General features: G+C 33.1%; 15 protein-coding genes and 1 pseudogene. 11 read left to right on the top strand and 5 right to left on the bottom strand.

Translation table 11 applies throughout. The features are described 5' to 3' along the window. Positions 1–29 precede the first annotated feature (29 nt). Entirely contained in the window at positions 30–1,187 is a 1,158-nt protein-coding gene (locus BUA99_RS11505) for a 5-(carboxyamino)imidazole ribonucleotide synthase (RefSeq protein ID WP_072992362.1), read from the bottom strand. 570 nt (positions 1,188–1,757) lie between these two features. Between BUA99_RS11505 and BUA99_RS11500 the strand changes: the two genes are divergently transcribed. From BUA99_RS11500 to BUA99_RS11490, 3 genes are all read left to right on the top strand, one after another. Next, positions 1,758–2,816 carry a helix-turn-helix domain-containing protein gene (locus tag BUA99_RS11500; protein ID WP_072992360.1) on the top strand — a complete coding sequence of 353 codons (1,059 nt, stop codon included), beginning with the start codon at positions 1,758–1,760 and terminating at the stop codon, positions 2,814–2,816. Between the two features lie 149 nt (positions 2,817–2,965). Beyond that, positions 2,966–6,376 (top strand): T9SS type A sorting domain-containing protein, encoded by a 3,411-nt coding sequence (locus BUA99_RS11495; RefSeq protein WP_159430950.1) that lies wholly within the window; start codon positions 2,966–2,968, stop codon positions 6,374–6,376. An 83-nt stretch (positions 6,377–6,459) separates the two neighbouring features. Further along, a complete protein-coding gene (locus BUA99_RS11490; protein ID WP_072992356.1) occupies positions 6,460–7,293 on the top strand; it encodes a hypothetical protein in 834 nt (277 codons plus the stop codon). 471 nt (positions 7,294–7,764) lie between these two features. On the opposite strand, the pseudogene BUA99_RS15405 reads toward BUA99_RS11490, so the two are convergent. The 4 genes and pseudogenes from BUA99_RS15405 to BUA99_RS11475 all read right to left on the bottom strand — a co-directional run. Continuing rightward, positions 7,765–7,907, bottom strand: a pseudogene (locus tag BUA99_RS15405) (5-(carboxyamino)imidazole ribonucleotide synthase); the annotation flags it as partial. Positions 7,908–7,918: 11 nt separating this feature from the next. Continuing rightward, a complete protein-coding gene (locus BUA99_RS11485) occupies positions 7,919–8,209 on the bottom strand; it encodes a hypothetical protein (protein ID WP_072992353.1) in 291 nt (96 codons plus the stop codon). Positions 8,210–8,437: 228 nt separating this feature from the next. Continuing rightward, positions 8,438–8,581, bottom strand: coding sequence for a DUF6364 family protein (locus BUA99_RS15585; RefSeq protein WP_394333254.1), 144 nt, complete (start codon positions 8,579–8,581; stop codon positions 8,438–8,440). Positions 8,582–8,615: 34 nt separating this feature from the next. After that, positions 8,616–8,819, bottom strand: a complete 204-nt coding sequence (locus BUA99_RS11475; protein ID WP_072992350.1) for a hypothetical protein — start codon at positions 8,817–8,819, stop codon at positions 8,616–8,618. Positions 8,820–9,235: 416 nt separating this feature from the next. On the opposite strand from BUA99_RS11475, the gene hpt reads away from it, so the two are divergent. The 8 genes from hpt (at position 9,236) to radC (ending at position 18,251) form a co-directional block, all read left to right on the top strand. Then, a complete protein-coding gene (gene hpt / locus BUA99_RS15400; RefSeq protein ID WP_084673539.1) occupies positions 9,236–9,766 on the top strand; it encodes a hypoxanthine phosphoribosyltransferase in 531 nt (176 codons plus the stop codon). Between the two features lie 12 nt (positions 9,767–9,778). After that, positions 9,779–10,351: an adenylate kinase gene (locus tag BUA99_RS15395; protein WP_084673538.1), complete on the top strand. Its 573-nt coding sequence runs from the start codon at positions 9,779–9,781 to the stop codon at positions 10,349–10,351. Between the two features lie 272 nt (positions 10,352–10,623). Further along, complete coding sequence (locus tag BUA99_RS11465) at positions 10,624–11,844, top strand: hemolysin family protein (RefSeq protein WP_234972964.1); 1,221 nt, start codon at positions 10,624–10,626, stop codon at positions 11,842–11,844. Between the two features lie 83 nt (positions 11,845–11,927). Further along, on the top strand, positions 11,928–12,929 hold the full coding sequence (obgE, locus tag BUA99_RS11460) for a GTPase ObgE (protein WP_072992346.1): 1,002 nt from the start codon (positions 11,928–11,930) through the stop codon (positions 12,927–12,929). A 173-nt stretch (positions 12,930–13,102) separates the two neighbouring features. Then, entirely contained in the window at positions 13,103–15,247 is a 2,145-nt protein-coding gene (locus BUA99_RS11455) for a S46 family peptidase (protein WP_072992343.1), read from the top strand. Between the two features lie 122 nt (positions 15,248–15,369). Further along, positions 15,370–16,047 carry a tetratricopeptide repeat protein gene (locus BUA99_RS11450; protein WP_072992341.1) on the top strand — a complete coding sequence of 226 codons (678 nt, stop codon included), beginning with the start codon at positions 15,370–15,372 and terminating at the stop codon, positions 16,045–16,047. 61 nt (positions 16,048–16,108) lie between these two features. Then, positions 16,109–17,521, top strand: a complete 1,413-nt coding sequence (locus BUA99_RS11445; RefSeq protein WP_072992339.1) for a UDP-N-acetylmuramate--L-alanine ligase — start codon at positions 16,109–16,111, stop codon at positions 17,519–17,521. A 34-nt stretch (positions 17,522–17,555) separates the two neighbouring features. Continuing rightward, positions 17,556–18,251, top strand: a complete 696-nt coding sequence (radC, locus tag BUA99_RS11440; protein ID WP_072992336.1) for a RadC family protein — start codon at positions 17,556–17,558, stop codon at positions 18,249–18,251. Positions 18,252–18,254 lie beyond the last annotated feature (3 nt).

Here is an 18,254-nt window from a genome sequence, read left to right as displayed (position 1 = left end):
AGATTTAATCTTTGAAATTCTATATTTGTTTATTGTTGACTTATAACTCTTATTGTGTTCTTTACATTCTCAGCAATTCTTCTTGCCTCTACAATATTGCTATTTACAATCGTTACATGTCCCATTTTTCTAAAAGGTCTTGTCTGTTTTTTTCCGTAAATGTGCGGAGTAACGCCGTTCCAAGCTAATATCTTTTCAATATTCTCATAAACAACATTTCCAGAAAATCCTTCTGCGCCAACTAAATTTACCATAATTCCAGCGACTTTGCTTTCTGTATTTCCTAAAGGTAAATCCAAAATAGCTCTTAAGTGATTTTCAAATTGGGAGGTGTAACTCGCTTCAATAGAATAATGTCCTGAATTGTGTGGGCGGGGAGCTACTTCATTTACGATGATCTCGTCATCATCTGTTTGAAACATTTCAACAGCTAAAAGACCAACATGATTGAATTTTTTAGAAACATTCAACGCGATTATTCTTGCTTTTTCAGCAACTTTAGCGTCTATTCTAGCAGGACAAATCACGTACTCAACTTGGTTAGCCTCGGGATGAAACTCCATTTCAACTACGGGATATGTTTTTATTTCGCCGGAAGGCGAACGACATACAATTACAGCAAGTTCATTTTTAAAAGGAATCATGTCCTCCGCAATACATTCTACATTTGCTAGATTGTCTAAATCCGAAACTTCTCTAATCACCTTTACACCGTTTCCATCGTAACCAAACTCTGTGCATTTCCACACAAAGGGTAATTTAATTTTAGATTCTATTATAGCTACGACTAAACTTTTTAAATCAGTAAAACGCTGATAATTTGCAGTTGGAATTTCATTACTAGCGTAAAAATCTTTTTGAATTCCCTTATTTTGAATTAGTTTCAGAGTTTTAGGAGAAGGATAAACTTTTAAGCCCTCATCTTCTAATCTAAGTAAAGCTTCTAGGTTAACTAATTCAATTTCGAAAGTAAGAACATCAACTAATTTCCCAAAATTATAAACGGTTTCAAAGTCCATCAAATCTCCTTTGATGAATTTATCGCAAGCAATTTTGCAAGGAGCTTCGTCACTTGGATCTAAAACATAAGTTTGTATGTCGAATTTTCGGGTGTCAGACAACATCATTTTTCCGAGTTGACCGCCGCCTAAAATGCCTAATTTAAAGTTAGAAGAAAAATAATTCATTGTGTTATTGTAGTTGTTTAGGTCAAAGATACTTCATAATGATTAGATAGGAAAACGCTATTTTATTTTATTATTTTCAATAAAATTGTCTTTTTAGAAAAAATTAGCACCATCTTTAAACTTTTTGGGTACCATTTTATTTTTATTTGGGTTAGAAAGAATAAAATTTGGTTCGTTTGTCTATTGTCGCACTAGACTTTTCAACACAAACTTTTGTTCTAATAACATCATTCTTTTTTGGTATTAAACTTATAAGTTCGCAAGAATTGATATAATGTCAGATACCTTTTTAAACAACGTTGGTGAGGAATTATTTTTGTCAAAGGAGTTGATTTTTCAGGATTTTTAATTTAATTATTGTGTTGCTCTTTTTATCTAAATTGTTCTTTTGGTAAAAAAATTTTTCTACTAAATTTTGTAGTACAAGTACATGATTCTGGTTTGGGACTTGAGCATAATAATTAGGACTTGATCGAATAAGTGCGTTTGATTCTTTTGTAAATAGCGATAAATATAAAAATCAAAAGAGGATGCCTTAACATAGTAATGTTTTTAAAAAATTAAATCAAGATGAATTTAACTAAATGGTTGCAGTACCTAAAGCCTAATTTTAAGCTTTATAAAGATGGATTCTTTGAGTGTCCATATTTAGCGAATTCGCCTCAAATGATGATCAAAAGTGCTATAAAAACACCTACTAGCAAACATGTTGCGGCTGAACAAGCTATTTATAGAAACAATCCATTTACAAAGGGAGTGATGCGCTATCGTGAGATCGAGACTGGTTTTTGGATTACTGCCTCAAATATAGATTTCAAACAAAATGCTTTGATCAAAACGATTTATGATGAAGATTTTGTTAGTGACTATTACACTTTAACATTTACTTTTTTTGAAAGTCAAATAAAATTACAAAATACCTTTGAAGATAAAGTTCCTTTCTATAATAAATATTGGGGATTTAAAAAACCTGCTACAGTAGTTGGTGCTTATTTCTATAAGGGTTCAAAATGTAAGTTTTATATTTTTTCATTTAGCAAAGAGTGGATAAAAAATAATCTTCCTTTTGAAGAATTAGATCGTGAGGTTCCATTTAAAAAATTTTTAGTCTCTAATAAAGGATTTATAACTTATCAGGATATTGTACCAGAGGCAGAGAAACTTTCTGCAGAAATTTGGCAAAGCCTTGAGTCTTTTAATAATAATGTTTTTAGTAAAACCATCCTTAAGTCCCAATCCTTAAATTTAGTTTCAACGTTTTTTAAAAATGCTTTTGCCGACGAGCGAAAGCAAAACTACGAGGTGAAAGATGCAATAGATTACAAAAAAATTGCACACTGTGAACGATTAATAACCGCTAATTTAACAATACCTTTTCTAGGGATTGATGCGGTTGCAAAAGCGGTTAATTTGTCCTCTACTAAACTTAAAATGGATTTCAAATTAGTTTACGGAACTTCTATGTTACAATATAATATTGACAAAAAAATGAATTTGGCAATGCAGTTAATTATAAATACTGAAATGCAAATCAAGAATATTACTCAGGAAGTAGGTTATGATAGTCACAGTAAATTTACCGCAACATTCAAAAAAAAATTTGGTAAGCTGCCATCAGAGGTTCGCTAATTTACCCTCAAAGATAAAGCAACTGTAGTATTAAAGTGTTTTTTAGAATTTGGAAATGTCCGATTAGGCTACTAATATGTCGTAAGAGGCTAGTCTTTTAGTATCGTAAGCTATACTTTTGGAACCAAATAATGTTTAAAAAAATCACTATGAAAGAAAAATTACTCAAAAAATTATTGCTTGTATTAATGCTATTTATGGGAATGCCTGACATAGATGCTCACGGAGTACAAGTGGTTTATCGCGAATTAAGCAATGGGTATGTTCGACTTTACATCGAACATTGGCATGGGGATTTGAATTTTAGTATGTTAAGTGCTGCCGATGGTATGAATATTACCACAATGTATGGATCTACTTCAAGTACCGCAGATGTTGCTCCTTCAGGTGTTGCTAATAACACGCCTTTTGCTAGTTTACCAGGCACGGGTACTGCGCTTACCGTATTAAGTTCTTGCGCAGGTTACGCAAATAATTATAGCGATTGGGTTTATTACGATTTTGCTCCAGCTGTTTGTGGAGTGCAAATTACCATAACATTAAATTATGGACTTAGTCAGACTTTAGAAGAAGCATGTGCTAATTTGTATCCAGTTTCTTTCAGTAAAACTTTTGTTGATGTTCTTCCTCCAGTGATAACTAGTCCAGATGTAATAGTGGATAGTTGTATCCCTGCCAGCGCGGTCTATACGGCAACTGCGGTTGACGCTTGTGATGGAAGTCCAATTATAACATACGACATACCTTCAAGTTCGATATTTCCATTGGGAATAACTCCTGTTACAGTAACGGCTGAAGATAATCTTGGTCATAGATCATCTAGTATTTTTAATGTTGTTGTTGGTGATATATCTGCTCCAGTGCCAAATTCAGCTTCATTAGGAGACATAAAAGCAGAATGTAGTGTAACAAGTTTAGTTCCACCAACAGCCACAGATAACTGTTCAACAGCTACCATATTAGTAACAAACGACGCTGTTTTCCCAATTACAGGACAAGGAACAACTACAGTTGTAAAATGGACTTACGATGATGGAAACGGTAATAGAAGCACACAAACTCAAAATGTTATTATTGATGATATTACAGCTCCAGCTCCAATTTTGCTTTCTGGAAGTGTAACACTTACACCCGCTCCTGGATCAACATCTGGTTGGTCACCATATGTTTGGAGTTTTGTGGATCCATTGCCTGTTGGGGCAGTAGTTGTAGGAATAGATATTGACTATACTGCGGTAGACCAAGGGTGGGGAGGTACTGGAGCGGACAGCAAATTGTATGTTGCTAGACAATATATTGGTAGCGGACAACTTTTACATACCGCTAAAAGTTTCAATTTAAGTTATTCGGGTTCCGTTAGTGCGTATAATTATGGAGGGGCAAATTCTTTAGAAATGTACTTTGATGGTTATGGAGGCTGGAGAGCAGATTGGTTAAGTGGAACAATAACGATTCGCTATAGTGATAGTCAATTACCTACAATATTATCAGAATGTAGTGTCGTAAGTTTAGTAGCTCCAATACCTACAGATAATTGTACTTCGGCTGTAATAGTTACGAATAATGCTGTTTTTCCAATTACGGCACACGGAACGACTGCTGTAACTTGGACTTATGATGACGGAAACGGAAATACAAGTACACAAGTTCAAAAGGTTGTTATCAATGATGTTACTGCTCCAGTTGCGGATGTTACGATATTAGCAGATGTTACCTCAGAATGCAGTGTGACAAGCTTAGTTGCTCCAACAGCAACTGATAACTGCTCTGGCATTGTTTTGGTGTCACACAATGCAGTTCTGCCTATTACATCGCAGGGATCAACGACTGTAACTTGGACTTATGATGACGGAAACGGAAATACAAGTACACAAGTTCAAAATGTCGTTATTAATGATGTTACTGCTCCAGTTGCGGATGTTACAATTTTAGCAGATGTTACAGCAGAATGTAGTGTTATAAGCTTAGTTGCTCCAACAGCAACTGATAACTGCTCTGGCACTGTATCGATATCGCATAATGCGGTTCTGCCTATTACATTGCAAGGTACAACGGTTGTAACTTGGACTTACGATGACGGAAACGGAAATACAAGTACACAAGTTCAAAATGTCGTTATTAATGATGTTACTGCTCCGGTTGCGGATGTTACAATTTTAGCAGATGTTACCGCAGAATGCAGTGTTGTAAGTTTAGTTGCTCCAACAGCATCTGATAACTGCTCTAGTAATGTTATGGTGTCACACAATGCAGTTCTGCCTATCACATTGCAAGGAACAACGATTGTAACTTGGACTTATGATGATGGCAATGGTAATACAAGTTCACAAACACAAAATGTTGTTATCGATGATATAACTCTTCCTACAGTATTGGTAAAGAATATTACTGTGGGTTTAGATGCTACAGGAAAAGTGACGATTGCCGCAGCAGATATTAATAATGGTTCAACGGATAATTGTGGAATCAACCGAATTGAACTTGACAAAACAGCGTTTACTTGCGCTAATGTTGGAGATAACACCGTTACTCTAAAAGTTACCGATAATAGCGAAAACGTTTCTTTTAAAACAGCGACTGTAACTGTTGAAGATAAGGTAGCGCCAGTAGTTCTTACTAAAAACAGTACAATTCAACTAAATGCCTCAGGAAACGCATCTATAACGGTAGCTAACATAAACAATGGTTCATCAGATGCTTGCGGAATTACTACTTTGACATTAGATAAAACAACTTTTAGTTGTGCTAATGTTGGCGCTAATACAGTTACATTAACTGTTACAGATAAAAATGGAAACGTTGCTACTCAAACGGCAATTGTAACGGTTGAAGACAAAATTGCTCCTATAGTGTTTACTAAAAATATTACAGTGCAACTAGACCCCTCTTCAAATATATCGGTGGCTGCTGCATCAGTAAATGATGGCTCTACAGATGCTTGCGGAATTGCACTAATAGAATTGGATAGATCCTTATTTAGTTGTGTTGACGTGGGAGTAAATACCGTGACTTTAAAAGTTACTGATAAAAATGGCAATGTTTCCTATGGAACGGCTACGGTAACTGTTATAAATAGCCAACCCAATTTGATCAGGAAACATTTTGATGACGTTATTTTCTTCGATAATAGTTCTAAAAGCTTCAAAGCCTATACCTGGTATAAAAATGGTGTTTTAGTTTTAGGACAAACGGCTCAGTATTTTAAAGAGAGCGGACCTTTAAACGGTACCTATTTCGCAATAGGGGCAAAACTAGATGGTTCCTTTTATACCACTTGCTCTTTAACTTTTTCCCCTTCAGTGGAAGTAGAATTTTTAAAGATTGCACCTAATCCTGTCAAAAGTAATTCAGTATATCAAATCATTACTAATGTTGGAGCTGCTAATTTGAAAAGCGCACGCGTAACAGTTTATAACATTCTTGGAAAGTTAATAACTGATACTGCGGTTGGTGCAACCACACTTGAAATGCTTGCGCCAAGCGTGGAAGGTATTTATATCGTAAAAATGACTTTGTCAAATGGAAAAATTTTCACGAAAAATCTTTTAGTTAAAAATTAAAAAAAATATAATTATCAAGAATATTTTATCCTCATTAGTAAAAATGAGGATGAAATGTTCTAACACTAAAAATATAATTAAATATGAAATTTAATGTTAAATTTATAGTAGGAATAGCAGTAATTCTATTCTGTAACGGATTGAACGCGCAGTTCTACGCAGGTATGCAAGCAGGAGTTGCTAATATTAAAAGTGATGTAAAAGCAGCGAGGTCATCAACTATGATTGGAGGAGCTGTAAAAATAGGTTATATCAAGTCTTTAACGGATCATTTTGGAGTTGGTGCCGGATTAGAGTTTTCTCAGTACCAACAAAAAGTTTTTTTAAACCAGGGATCATCAACATTGACAAATTTTGAAGTCGATGCTACTGGCTCTGCATTTATCTACAATATAACTACAGGGAATTACAAAGAAGATCAAAAATTACAGGCTATTCAAATCCCAATTTTTTTACAGTATAAGAAGAATATCAACAAAGGGATCGATTTTAATTTTAGAGCAGGAATTAAATATTTTCTACCAACTAATTACAAGATTGAATCTAGTTCATCTTTTGTTAAAGGAATCGCGTACTATCCTGATGTAAATTTGTCTATTGATAATTTACCTGAATATGGTTTTGGTAGTCAAACGAATTATTCCGCATCAGGGAACTACGAAACAAAAGGTATTTTAATGAGTACTTTTGAGTTAGGATTTACTTTTGAATTAAATAAAAAAAATGATTTGTACGCAGCAATGTTTTTAGATAGTGGATTGAAATCAATTCTTGATCAAGACAAAAATGAGTCTTACGTTGGCTATAATCCAACGTCATCAACTGATCGAAAATCTAATGGATTGTATAGTACTGACAAAAACGCAAATATTAAACCAGTTGCTTTCGGTTTATCTTTGGGATTTAACTTCCATTAGACTACTCCATTTCTAATTAAAACACGAAGGGCTAAATAAGGAATTTTCAAAATCAAGAATATTAAAGAACTTCATCATTACTCAAAATTTAAAGTAAATTAGTAATAGAGTATCTGGAATAGAAGATATAAAAAAGGTTATCTTTTTTAATATGCCCCAAAAAGTTAGACAAATTTATAATTAATTTTGATACTAATGAGCCCGATAATGAATCGGGCTCATTTTGTTTGAATTGAATAAGAAGCAAGAATTTACATAAATGGAGAGACAATTTTTAAATGTATCAGTTGAATATTTTACAAAACGTTTTAAATCTAAAGCAGAAAAAAGCATTAGTGCTTATTAATAATTGTTAATTTAAATTTTGGTTTTTTGTACACTATTCTACACAGAGTTTCGAGATGTAAATTGTTTCCGTTTATTTTTATTAAAGACAGTAAGGTTGAATTAAATAAAATGATTGCGCTAATAACAGACGATTTTATATGAAGTTTCTTCACTTGGATCTAAAACGTAAGTTTGTGTGTCGAATTTTCGAATATCAAACGCATCATTTTGCCGAGTTGACTGCCGCCTAAAATAACGAGTTTAAAATCAAAAGAAAAATAATTCATATTGTAGTTTTTTAGTTTAAGACATTTAAAAATTCAGTAGATATAAATATCTCTACCGCAGCATTTCTACAATCTCTTAAATTTCTGGTTACAATACAATCCATATCACTAATAGCTAGAGCAGAAATTATTTGAATAGCATCTTCAAAGTCCTTACGATTGGACCGTAGACTTTCTCTTATTATATTTATGTCAACTGCAATAATTGAAACATTACCAACAATATTAGCTACTAATAGACGTGTTTTTTGCTCTAAAATTATTTTTCTTTGTAAATAATGTAAAGTTGTAATAGTATTCAAAGAGGGATATAATTTTATTTTCAGTATCTAAAATATAGATTTTTTAGTACATTTTCTATAAATGGAATACGTTATTCAAAATATCCAGTAAAATATTTATGTCACTAAAAACGGTTTTTATATTCGATATTTTTCTTTGTGATATTCTTCTTTTGCTTTTTCCACATCAAAATCGGGTGATAATTTTACGATAACAATCAAATTTTTTTTAATTTTTGGATTAATATCTTAATAATCCGAATGTCTTTTCGAGGTCAAATTTTTATAATAACGCTCAACTATTTCAGATAAATGTGTAAATCTTTCTTTAGCATAAATTTTAGCTTTTTCAATAACTTCTATTTCTAACGATAAGGTGAGTTTAGTTTTAATGTACGTAAACTTTATTTTTAGCCCATAATTTTCTTCAAAACTTCGCTAACGACAGCTTTACAAGATGACGAATGTTTATGATAATCATCCGTTGTAAGTCAGCATAAAGCGATTCGTGTCTTTTGCTAATTTCATAAACTACTCGAATAGAATACGCTTGCGTAGCCACTTTTATCTTTTCAGTAATTAGCCAATCAAGACAACTTTCGGCAACTACCGCTTCTTGTGGATTCGTCAAGATTTGATTGTTACTTAAAAAAAGGCAAATTTTAGAAATAGAGCATTAAGTACTTTTATTCTTAATTTTTAAAAGACTATTACAAAAAACATCTAGATCATTTGTTATGATATGAGATAGAGCTTTACATTCAGAACTAATTCTACTAGCAGCACGCTTGATGATGATTTTATTATCTGTATTTAGAGCTAGATCAAATAATTCTGGAAATAAGTTTTCAAGAGATAAAATTAGCTAAGCAATTGACTATTTACTGTTACCATTAGCGTTACTATTATTTATTTTTAGATACAGGTTGCTGTTCATAAAAGGCTAAAAAACATATAATTTTAAAATGTACATTATTCTTATGCTTTTAAATCTAAATTCTAAATTCAGAAATTGCTATCTTTGACGATTATTTTAAACATTAAATAATGATACAACTTCACGATAAACAATTTGTTCCATTCATTTCTGCTAAAGAAATTGAGTTTGCCTTAACAAAGATGGTTGCCCAAATAGAAGACGATTTTGCGGATGAAATACCGGTTTTTGTAGGTGTTTTAAATGGTGCTTTTATGGTCGTTTCTGACTTTATGAAATTGTATAAAAAACCATGTGAGGTGTCTTTTATAAAAATGGCTTCCTATGAAGGAACATCATCCACTAATGATGTAAAGCAGCTAATAGGTCTTAACCAAGATTTAACTGGGCGTTCCGTTATAATTATTGAAGATATTGTCGATACTGGAAACACTTTAGTGGAATTAAAAGAGTTATTTAAAAAACAAAATGTAAAACATTTTAAAATCGCAACTCTGTTCTTTAAACCAGAGGCTTATACAAAAGATATAAAAATTGATTATATCGGAATCCGAATTCCTAATAAGTTTATTGTGGGGTACGGTTTAGATTATGATGGTTTAGGTCGAAATTTATCAGAAATTCATAAATTAAAAGAATAACTACACAACAACATGACTAACATTGTTTTATTTGGAAAACCAGGAGCTGGCAAAGGTACACAAGCCGAGTTTCTTAAAGAAAAATACAAATTAACACATATTTCAACAGGAGATGTATTTCGTTTTAATCTAAAAAACGATACTCAACTTGGCAAACAAGCTAGAGTTTATATGGATGCAGGAGATTTAGTGCCAGATGAATTGACCACTAAAATGCTAATTGATGAGGTGAACAAACATCCAGATACGAATGGAATTTTGTTTGACGGTTATCCTAGAACATTGTCGCAATCAGAGGCGTTAGATAATTTTTTAACCTCTATAAATTCAAAAGTTGCTGCGACTATTGCACTTGAAGCCGATGATGAAATTTTAATTCAGCGTTTATTAGAAAGAGGGAAAACAAGCGGGAGAATAGACGATCAAGATGAAGAAAAAATTAGAAATCGTTATCAAGAATATAATGAAAAAACCGCGCCACTCATGAATTATTACCAAGCGCAAGGAAAATTTCACGCAGTAAACGGAATAGGTTCCATTGCAGAAATTACGGATAGAGTGAGTGCAGTTATTGATAATTTATAGCAGCTATTTCCAGCTGTTCGTTGCAAGTCCTCACTTATAAAACTTATTTTCTAAGCCATAAAAGGAGCTTCCACTGGTCGCTCTTTTCTGTCAAGAAAATGATGTTTTATAAGTTCTGGGCTTTCCACTATCATCTGGGCTAAAATAATAATTAATTAGAATATTCGGTTTTAAAAAATGAAAAATCGAACTAGAATACCTAAACAAATGAACATAACAACTTGGAAATAGCAATAATATTTTTTCTGATACTGCTAAATGGGGTTTTCTCCATGTCCGAAATTGCCTTAATTTCAGCACGAAAAAATAGATTAGAAACAGCGGCTAAAAAAGGAAATAAAAGTGCGAAAATCGCATTGGATTTGGCAAACTCGCCTAATAAATTTTTGTCAACCGTACAAATAGGAATTACTTTAATAGGGATTCTTACAGGTATTTATAGTGGTGACAAGATAACCACGGATGTGCAGACGTTTATACAAGGTTTTGACATTTTAAAACCTTACGCTCCAGCTGTTGCTGTTGGTTTAGTAGTGGTTATATTGACTTTTTTCTCACTAGTTCTAGGAGAATTATTACCTAAAAGGATAGGATTAAATCATCCTGAAGCTATTGCTAAAGCAGTTGCAATGCCTATGAAAATAGTTTCCATAGTAACAGCACCTTTTATTTGGTTGCTAACTCAATCAACTGAATTTCTATTGGATATTTTACGGATAAAACCCACCGCTGATGGCCGTGTTACTGAAGAGGAAATAAAAGCAATCATTAAGGAAGGAACAGAAGGCGGTGAAGTTCAGGAAATCGAACAAGATATTGTAGAGCGCGTTTTTCATATTGGAGATCGAAAAATAAATTCTTTAATGACCCATAGAAAGTCGGTTATATTTTTACCTCTTTATGCGAACAAAGAGGAGGTAAAAAAGTTTATGCTGGAGGAATTACATTCGATATATCCTGTATATAATGGCAATTATGATGATATTGTAGGTGTTGTAAACTTGAAGAATATTTTTGCTAATTTTGACAATGATAATTTCAATTTAGCTGATATAATGACCGAAGCTCCTTTTATGATGGAGCAAACAACTGCTTATGTGGCACTTGAAAATTTTAAGAAATCGGGAATTCATTACGCCTTTGTGTCTGATGAATACGGAGTTTTTCAGGGAGTGATAACTTTAAATGATATTCTAGAAGCCTTAGTTGGAGATGCGTCTGATTTTTATAAAGATGATTTTCAATTGGTAGAACGTGAAGATGGAACATGGCTGGTTGATGGTCATTATTCATTGCACGATTTCTTAACGTATTTTGAACTAGATGAATTGATAAATGATTATGAAGTAACCACGGTTAGTGGTTTAATAATGACTGAACTCTCTCGTATTCCAAAACAAGGAGAAAAGTTAGTGTGGCAAAAATTTGTGTTGGAAGTAATCGATATGGACGGCGTGAAGATTGATAAAGTATTGGTTAAAGCAATACAATAATAGTGGAAGGTTTTTGATATAGGAAGTTTCGAAAAGTTTATTGAAACTAAATAAATTAAATTCTAATCACCAAAACAAGAATTATGACAGAAGGAAATTTTGTAGATTATGTTAAGATATATGTTTCATCCGGAAAAGGAGGAAAAGGATCTACGCATTTGCATAGAGAAAAATTTATTGAAAAAGGTGGGCCTGATGGAGGAGATGGTGGTCGTGGTGGTCACGTTTATTTAGTTGGAAATAAAGGTCTGTGGACCTTATTTCACCTGAAATTTGCAAGGCACATTAAAGCTGGAAATGGTGGAGACGGAAGTGGCGACCGAAGCACAGGTGCTGATGGAGATGATAAATATATTGAAGTTCCTCTGGGAACTGTTGTAAAAGATAAAGAAACCGGTGAAATCCTATTCGAAATTACCGAAGAAGGAGAGAAACAAATTCTTTCACGAGGCGGTAAAGGTGGTTTAGGAAACTGGCATTTTAGGAGTTCTACAAATCAAACTCCAAGATATTCTCAACCCGGTTTACCAGGTGCAGAAATGGATGTGATTTTAGAATTAAAAGTCCTTGCTGACGTTGGTTTAGTAGGTTTTCCTAATGCTGGAAAATCAACGCTGTTGTCAGTGTTGACCTCTGCTAAACCAAAAATTGCAGACTATCCTTTTACCACGTTAAAACCAAATCTTGGCATTGTAGCCTATAGAGATTTTCAATCTTTTGTAATTGCTGACATTCCAGGTATTATCGAAGGCGCTGCTGAAGGCAAAGGATTAGGTCATTATTTCCTTCGTCACATTGAGCGCAATTCTACTTTACTATTTTTAGTTCCTGTTGATACACCAGATATTAAAGGAGAGTACGATATTTTAGTAAATGAGCTCACTAAATACAATCCTGAAATGCTAGATAAAGAGCGTATGGTTGTAATTTCTAAATGTGATATGCTTGATGATGAATTGAAAGCAGAACTCAAAGCCGAATTAGATGTGTCATTTAAGGGTGTTCCCTACATGTTTATATCCTCTATTGCACAGCAAGGATTAACAGAATTGAAAGACAAGTTGTGGAAAATGTTGAATGAGTAATATCTAAAAATTTAACTCAAAGGTGCTGTAGAAATGGAGCGCCTTTTTTATGCATATTTATTAAATTCATAATTTTATATTAAAAAAAAGAGTTTCACTGCTGTTTAGGTATCAAAAAGATGTTGAAATTCCGAAAATGATTTATATTCGCACAACTAAAAAATAATTTCATTATGAAAAAAATAATTTTATTCTTAACCATGTGCCTAATAGCTTTTCCAGCTAAAGCAGATGAGGGAATGTGGTTCTTGATGTTTATTGAAAGATTAAACCATAGAGATATGGAGAAAATGGGTCTGCAACTTACAGCTGAAGAGATTTATAGTATCAACAACCATAGTTTAAAAGATGCTGTTGTCCAGTTCAATGGAGGTTGTACTGCTGAAATGGTTTCTAAGGAAGGATTGCTACTCACTAATCATCATTGTGGTTATGATGCAATTGCTGAACTTTCGTCAGAGGAGCAAAATTATCTTAAAAATGGTTTTTGGGCAAAAGATAAAGCCGCTGAGATGAAACCAAGATCATTATTCGTTCGTTTTTTCGTTCGTATGGACGATGTTTCTAAAAGAATTTTATCAAAAGTAAATGATAAAATGACCGAAACAGAACGCAATAAAGCGATTCAGCAAGAAATGTCGTTGATTGAAAAAGAAAATAGCGAAGGTGGGAAATATACCGTTTCTGTTCGACCTTTCTTTCAAGGTAATGAATATTACTATTTTGTTTATCAAGACTATAGAGATGTACGTTTAGTAGGAACACCTCCAGAGAGCTTGGGGAAATTTGGTGGTGATACTGATAACTGGGAGTGGCCAAGACACACAGCTGATTTCTCTATGTTTAGAGTTTATGCTGATGCTAATGGAAATCCAGCAGAATATGCTACAAGTAACGTGCCTTTAAAACCAAAACATTATTTACCAATAAGTTTAAAAGGTGTTGAAGAAAATGATTTTGCAATGATTTTAGGTTATCCAGGTCGTACCAATCGATGGATGCCTGCAGGTGGAATTGAGCAAAATGTTCAGTATGCTTATCCTGCTTGGGTTGAAGGTGCAAAAACGGGTATGGATGTCATGAAGAAGTTCATGAATAAAGATGAAACAGTAAAGTTAGAATATGCTTCAAAGTATGCTTCAACAGCTAATTACTGGAAAAACCGTCAAGGAATGATTGATGCTTTGACAAAAGCGGGAACGGCGAAAACTAAAGCAAAAGAAGAAGCTAAATTCAATGTTTGGGCAAACAAGAAAGAAAATAAAGCTAAATATGGTTCTGTAATTACTACCATAAACGATTATTACGCTCAAACAAATTTGAAAATGCGCCATGATAATTATTTATCTCAATTAATGAGAACAGCCTCTTACGGCGCTGCTCCAGCTAATTTAGGAAATGCGCTAATTTCATTTTATAAAGAAAATGAAGAAAAAAGACAAGAAATGCTTCCTAGATTGAATCAATTAATTGATAATGTTTATGGAAAATTTTATGCGCCCTTAGAAAAAGATGTTTTTGCAGCTCAATTAAATTTATACACTTCAAAAGGAAATGGGTATGGACTACCTGAAGCTGTTGCTAAAATAAAAGAGGAAAATAAAGGTAATTTCACTTCTTATGTAGACATGGCTGTCACCAAAAGTATTTTTGCTACTAAACAGAGTGTTTTGGCATTTATGAAAGAGCCAAAACCAGAAAGTATCACAAGCGATCCTTTATACGTTATTTCAAATGAATTAATGACCAAAATGAGAGCTAGAACTCCAGAACAAACCAAAGCAGATGACGATTTTGCAATTGCATTTCGCAATCTTGTTGCAGGATTACGCGAATCTAAAATGAATTCTATTCAATATCCTGATGCTAATTCAACATTGCGATTAACTTATGGAAAAGTACGTGCTTTGCCAGCAGATAAACGAAATGATGCCACTGTAAATAATTATACCACAATGACAGGTATGGTTAAAAAGTATAAAGCAGGAGATGCTGAATTTGATTTACCAGCTCGTTTATTAGAACTTAATAAAGCGAAAGATTTTGGAGATTATGCAGATAAGGATGGTTATATGCCAGTAAATTTCTTAACTGATAATGATATTACTGGAGGAAATTCAGGTTCGCCAGTACTAAATGGAAAAGGAGAACTTACGGGAATAGCATTTGACGGAAATATTGAAGCGATGGCTGGAGATGTGATCTTTGATAAGAAACTACAAAGAACCATTAATATAGATATTCGTTATGTACTTTGGATAATTGACAAATATGCTGGTGCTAAAAACATTATTGATGAAATGACAATTATGAGATAAACTTCTCTATTAACAATTAAAAGCCTCTTATCTTGAAATTAAAGCAAGATAAGGGGCTTTTTTTAGTTAAAGCTTTTAAAACGAAATTAGAATTCACTAATTAATTTCGTTATTTTTGAAACATGAAAAAATTATTTTATTTTTTAATATTTCTTCCAATGGTAATCTGGTCTCAAACTAATTTTGAAAATGCAGAAAAATTATTTGAATTAGGAAAATATGAGCAAGCAAAAACTTCTTTTGAGACTTTGTTAAAAGCCAATCCTTCTGATTTAAAAACAATTGAGTATTTAGGAGATATTGCTGGAAAAGATAAATCTTGGGACAAAGCAATTATGTATTACAAAAGGCTGAAAGATATCAAGCCTTCTGAAGCTGATTATTTTTATAAATATGGAGGTGCACTAGGAATGAAAGCCAAAGAATCTAATAAATTTAAAGCGCTAGGCATGATTGATGAAGTCAAAGAGTCTTTCTTAAAAGCAGTGACTTTAAATCCAAAACATATTGAAGCGCGATGGGCTTTGATTGAATTGTATCTACAACTTCCCGGAATTATAGGTGGCAGTGAATCTAAAGCCATTAAATATTCTAATGAGCTCGCCCAATTATCTCCAGTGGACGGTTTTTTGTCAAGAGGACATATAGATGAATACTTTAAGAGATACGATAGTGCTGAAAAGCAATATAAAAAAGCATTCGCACTTACAAAGTCAAAAACAGCTTATCAGAAATTATATAACCTATATGTTTACAAGATGAAAAATGCGGAGAAGGCAAAGCAATTAAAATCTTCATAATTTTTTAAAAGAAACATTAGACTAAAAAGATCACTAAATCCCAATAATCATAAATTAAATTATGAATAGTAATATCAACATTAATGGAGTTGTTCCCTCATCTGGGTTTGAGGAGCTACGGCTACATTTTATAGCAATAGGCGGTAGTGCAATGCACAATCTCGCTTTAGCATTACACAATAAAGGTTATCAAGTTACAGGTAGTGACGATGCAATTTTTGAACCTTCGAAAACAAGGTTATCTAATAAGGGAATTCTACCAGAAGAACTAGGATGGTTTCCTGAAAAAATAACAAAGAATATTGAAGCAATTATCCTAGGAATGCATGCCAAAGCGGATAATCCTGAATTGATAAAAGCGCAGGAATTAGGACTTAAAATTTATTCTTATCCTGAATATTTATATGAACAATCTAAAAATAAAACTCGTGTTGTAATAGGTGGTTCTCACGGAAAAACTACGATAACATCGATGATTTTACACGTGATGCAATATCACGATATTACTGTAGATTATATGGTAGGCGCTCAACTCGAAGGTTTTGATACTATGGTTCACCTCACTGAAGAAAATGATTTTATAGTTTTAGAAGGAGATGAATATTTGTCTTCTCCAATTGATAGGAGACCTAAATTTCATTTATACCAACCTAATATTGCATTAATCTCTGGTATCGCTTGGGATCATATTAATGTATTCCCAACGTATGAAAATTATTTAGAGCAATTTGAAATTTTTATTGGCAAAATTACAAATGGTGGTATTTTAGTTTACAATGAAGAGGATCCTGAGGTAAAACGTGTTGCTGAAGCGGCGACAAATCCTATTCGAAAGATGGCTTATCACACTCCACAATATTCAGTGCAGGATGGAATTACATTACTTGCAACACCTGAGGGCGATATGCCAATTGAAGTGTTTGGAGCACATAACTTAAATAATTTGGCTGGAGCCAAATGGATTTGTCAAAACATGGGTGTTGATGAAGCTGATTTTTATGAAGCAATTTCCAGTTTTAAAGGAGCATCAAAACGTTTAGAAAAAATAGCTGAAGGCAATAATAAAGTCGCTTATAAAGATTTTGCGCACTCGCCAAGTAAAGTAGCGGCGACTACTAAGGCTGTAAAAGAACAATATCCTAATCGTACTTTAATTGCTTGTTTAGAACTTCATACCTATAGTAGTCTCAATGCTGAATTTTTAAAGGAATATGAAGGTGCATTGCAATATGCAGATAAAGCAGTTGTGTTTTATTCGCCAGATGCTGTAAAAATTAAACAATTAGAAGAAGTGACTTTTAACCAGATTGCTACTGCTTTTAATCGTAAAGACCTAATAATTTATACGAACCCTAAAGAATTTAAAGATTTTTTATTTGAACAAAACTTTGAGAATTCAGCTTTGTTATTAATGAGTTCTGGTAATTATGGAGGTTTAAATTTTGACGAGGTGAAGAATTTAATTGTAAACTAAAATTATTTTCATAAATTAGTTTAAAATCAATGTTATGGCTGAAAATTCCTTTTTCCCTATTACCAATTGGTCTGAAGAGGATAAACCACGAGAAAAGTTAATGCTAAAAGGCAAAAGTATTTTAAGTGATGGAGAATTGATTGCGATATTGATAGGATCAGGTAGTAGAAATGAATCAGCAGTTGATTTGAGTAAACGAATTTTAGCCAGTGTAGATCATAATCTAAATGCATTAGGCAAAGTTTCTTTGTCGCAACTTATGCAGTTTAAAGGGATAGGAGAAGCCAAAGCAATTTCGATTATTGCAGCGTTAGAATTAGGAAGGCGCAGAAGAACTGAGGATGTTGTCGAGTTAAAAAAAGTCACGTCGAGCAAAATTATTTTTGAGATCATGCAACCTATTATTGGCGAGTTGCCGCATGAAGAATTTTGGATTATCTATTTAAATAATTCAAATAAAGTAATTTCAAAATCTCAGTTAAGCAAGGGTGGAATGACTGGAACTTTAGTAGATGTTAGATTAGTTTTTAAAACAGCGCTTGAAATGGGAGCTACAGGGTTAATTTTGTGCCATAATCATCCTTCGGGAACTTTAGTTCCAAGCGATGCCGACAAACAAATTACAAGAAAATTAAAAATAGCAGGAGACAGTTTAGAAATAAAAGTGTTAGATCATGTTATAATCACTGAAACTAGTTATTACAGTTTTGTAGACGAGGGAATTTTTTAAAAT

It is taken from the genome of Flavobacterium segetis, from assembly GCF_900129575.1.
In the GTDB taxonomy this organism is placed as follows: domain Bacteria; phylum Bacteroidota; class Bacteroidia; order Flavobacteriales; family Flavobacteriaceae; genus Flavobacterium; species Flavobacterium segetis.
Note: the sequence above shows the minus strand (reverse complement) of the source record. Positions and strands in the feature narration are given on the sequence as shown.

Coding starts and splice junctions, on each gene's coding strand:
- BUA99_RS11505 (WP_072992362.1), bottom strand. CDS start 1,187: ATGAATTATTTTTCTTCTAACTTTAAATTAGGCATTTTAGGCGGCGGT.
- BUA99_RS11500 (WP_072992360.1), top strand. CDS start 1,758: ATGAATTTAACTAAATGGTTGCAGTACCTAAAGCCTAATTTTAAGCTT.
- BUA99_RS11495 (WP_159430950.1), top strand. CDS start 2,966: ATGAAAGAAAAATTACTCAAAAAATTATTGCTTGTATTAATGCTATTT.
- BUA99_RS11490 (WP_072992356.1), top strand. CDS start 6,460: ATGAAATTTAATGTTAAATTTATAGTAGGAATAGCAGTAATTCTATTC.
- hpt (WP_084673539.1), top strand. CDS start 9,236: ATGATACAACTTCACGATAAACAATTTGTTCCATTCATTTCTGCTAAA.
- BUA99_RS15395 (WP_084673538.1), top strand. CDS start 9,779: ATGACTAACATTGTTTTATTTGGAAAACCAGGAGCTGGCAAAGGTACA.
- BUA99_RS11465 (WP_234972964.1), top strand. CDS start 10,624: ATGTCCGAAATTGCCTTAATTTCAGCACGAAAAAATAGATTAGAAACA.
- obgE (WP_072992346.1), top strand. CDS start 11,928: ATGACAGAAGGAAATTTTGTAGATTATGTTAAGATATATGTTTCATCC.
- BUA99_RS11455 (WP_072992343.1), top strand. CDS start 13,103: ATGAAAAAAATAATTTTATTCTTAACCATGTGCCTAATAGCTTTTCCA.
- BUA99_RS11450 (WP_072992341.1), top strand. CDS start 15,370: ATGAAAAAATTATTTTATTTTTTAATATTTCTTCCAATGGTAATCTGG.
- BUA99_RS11445 (WP_072992339.1), top strand. CDS start 16,109: ATGAATAGTAATATCAACATTAATGGAGTTGTTCCCTCATCTGGGTTT.
- radC (WP_072992336.1), top strand. CDS start 17,556: ATGGCTGAAAATTCCTTTTTCCCTATTACCAATTGGTCTGAAGAGGAT.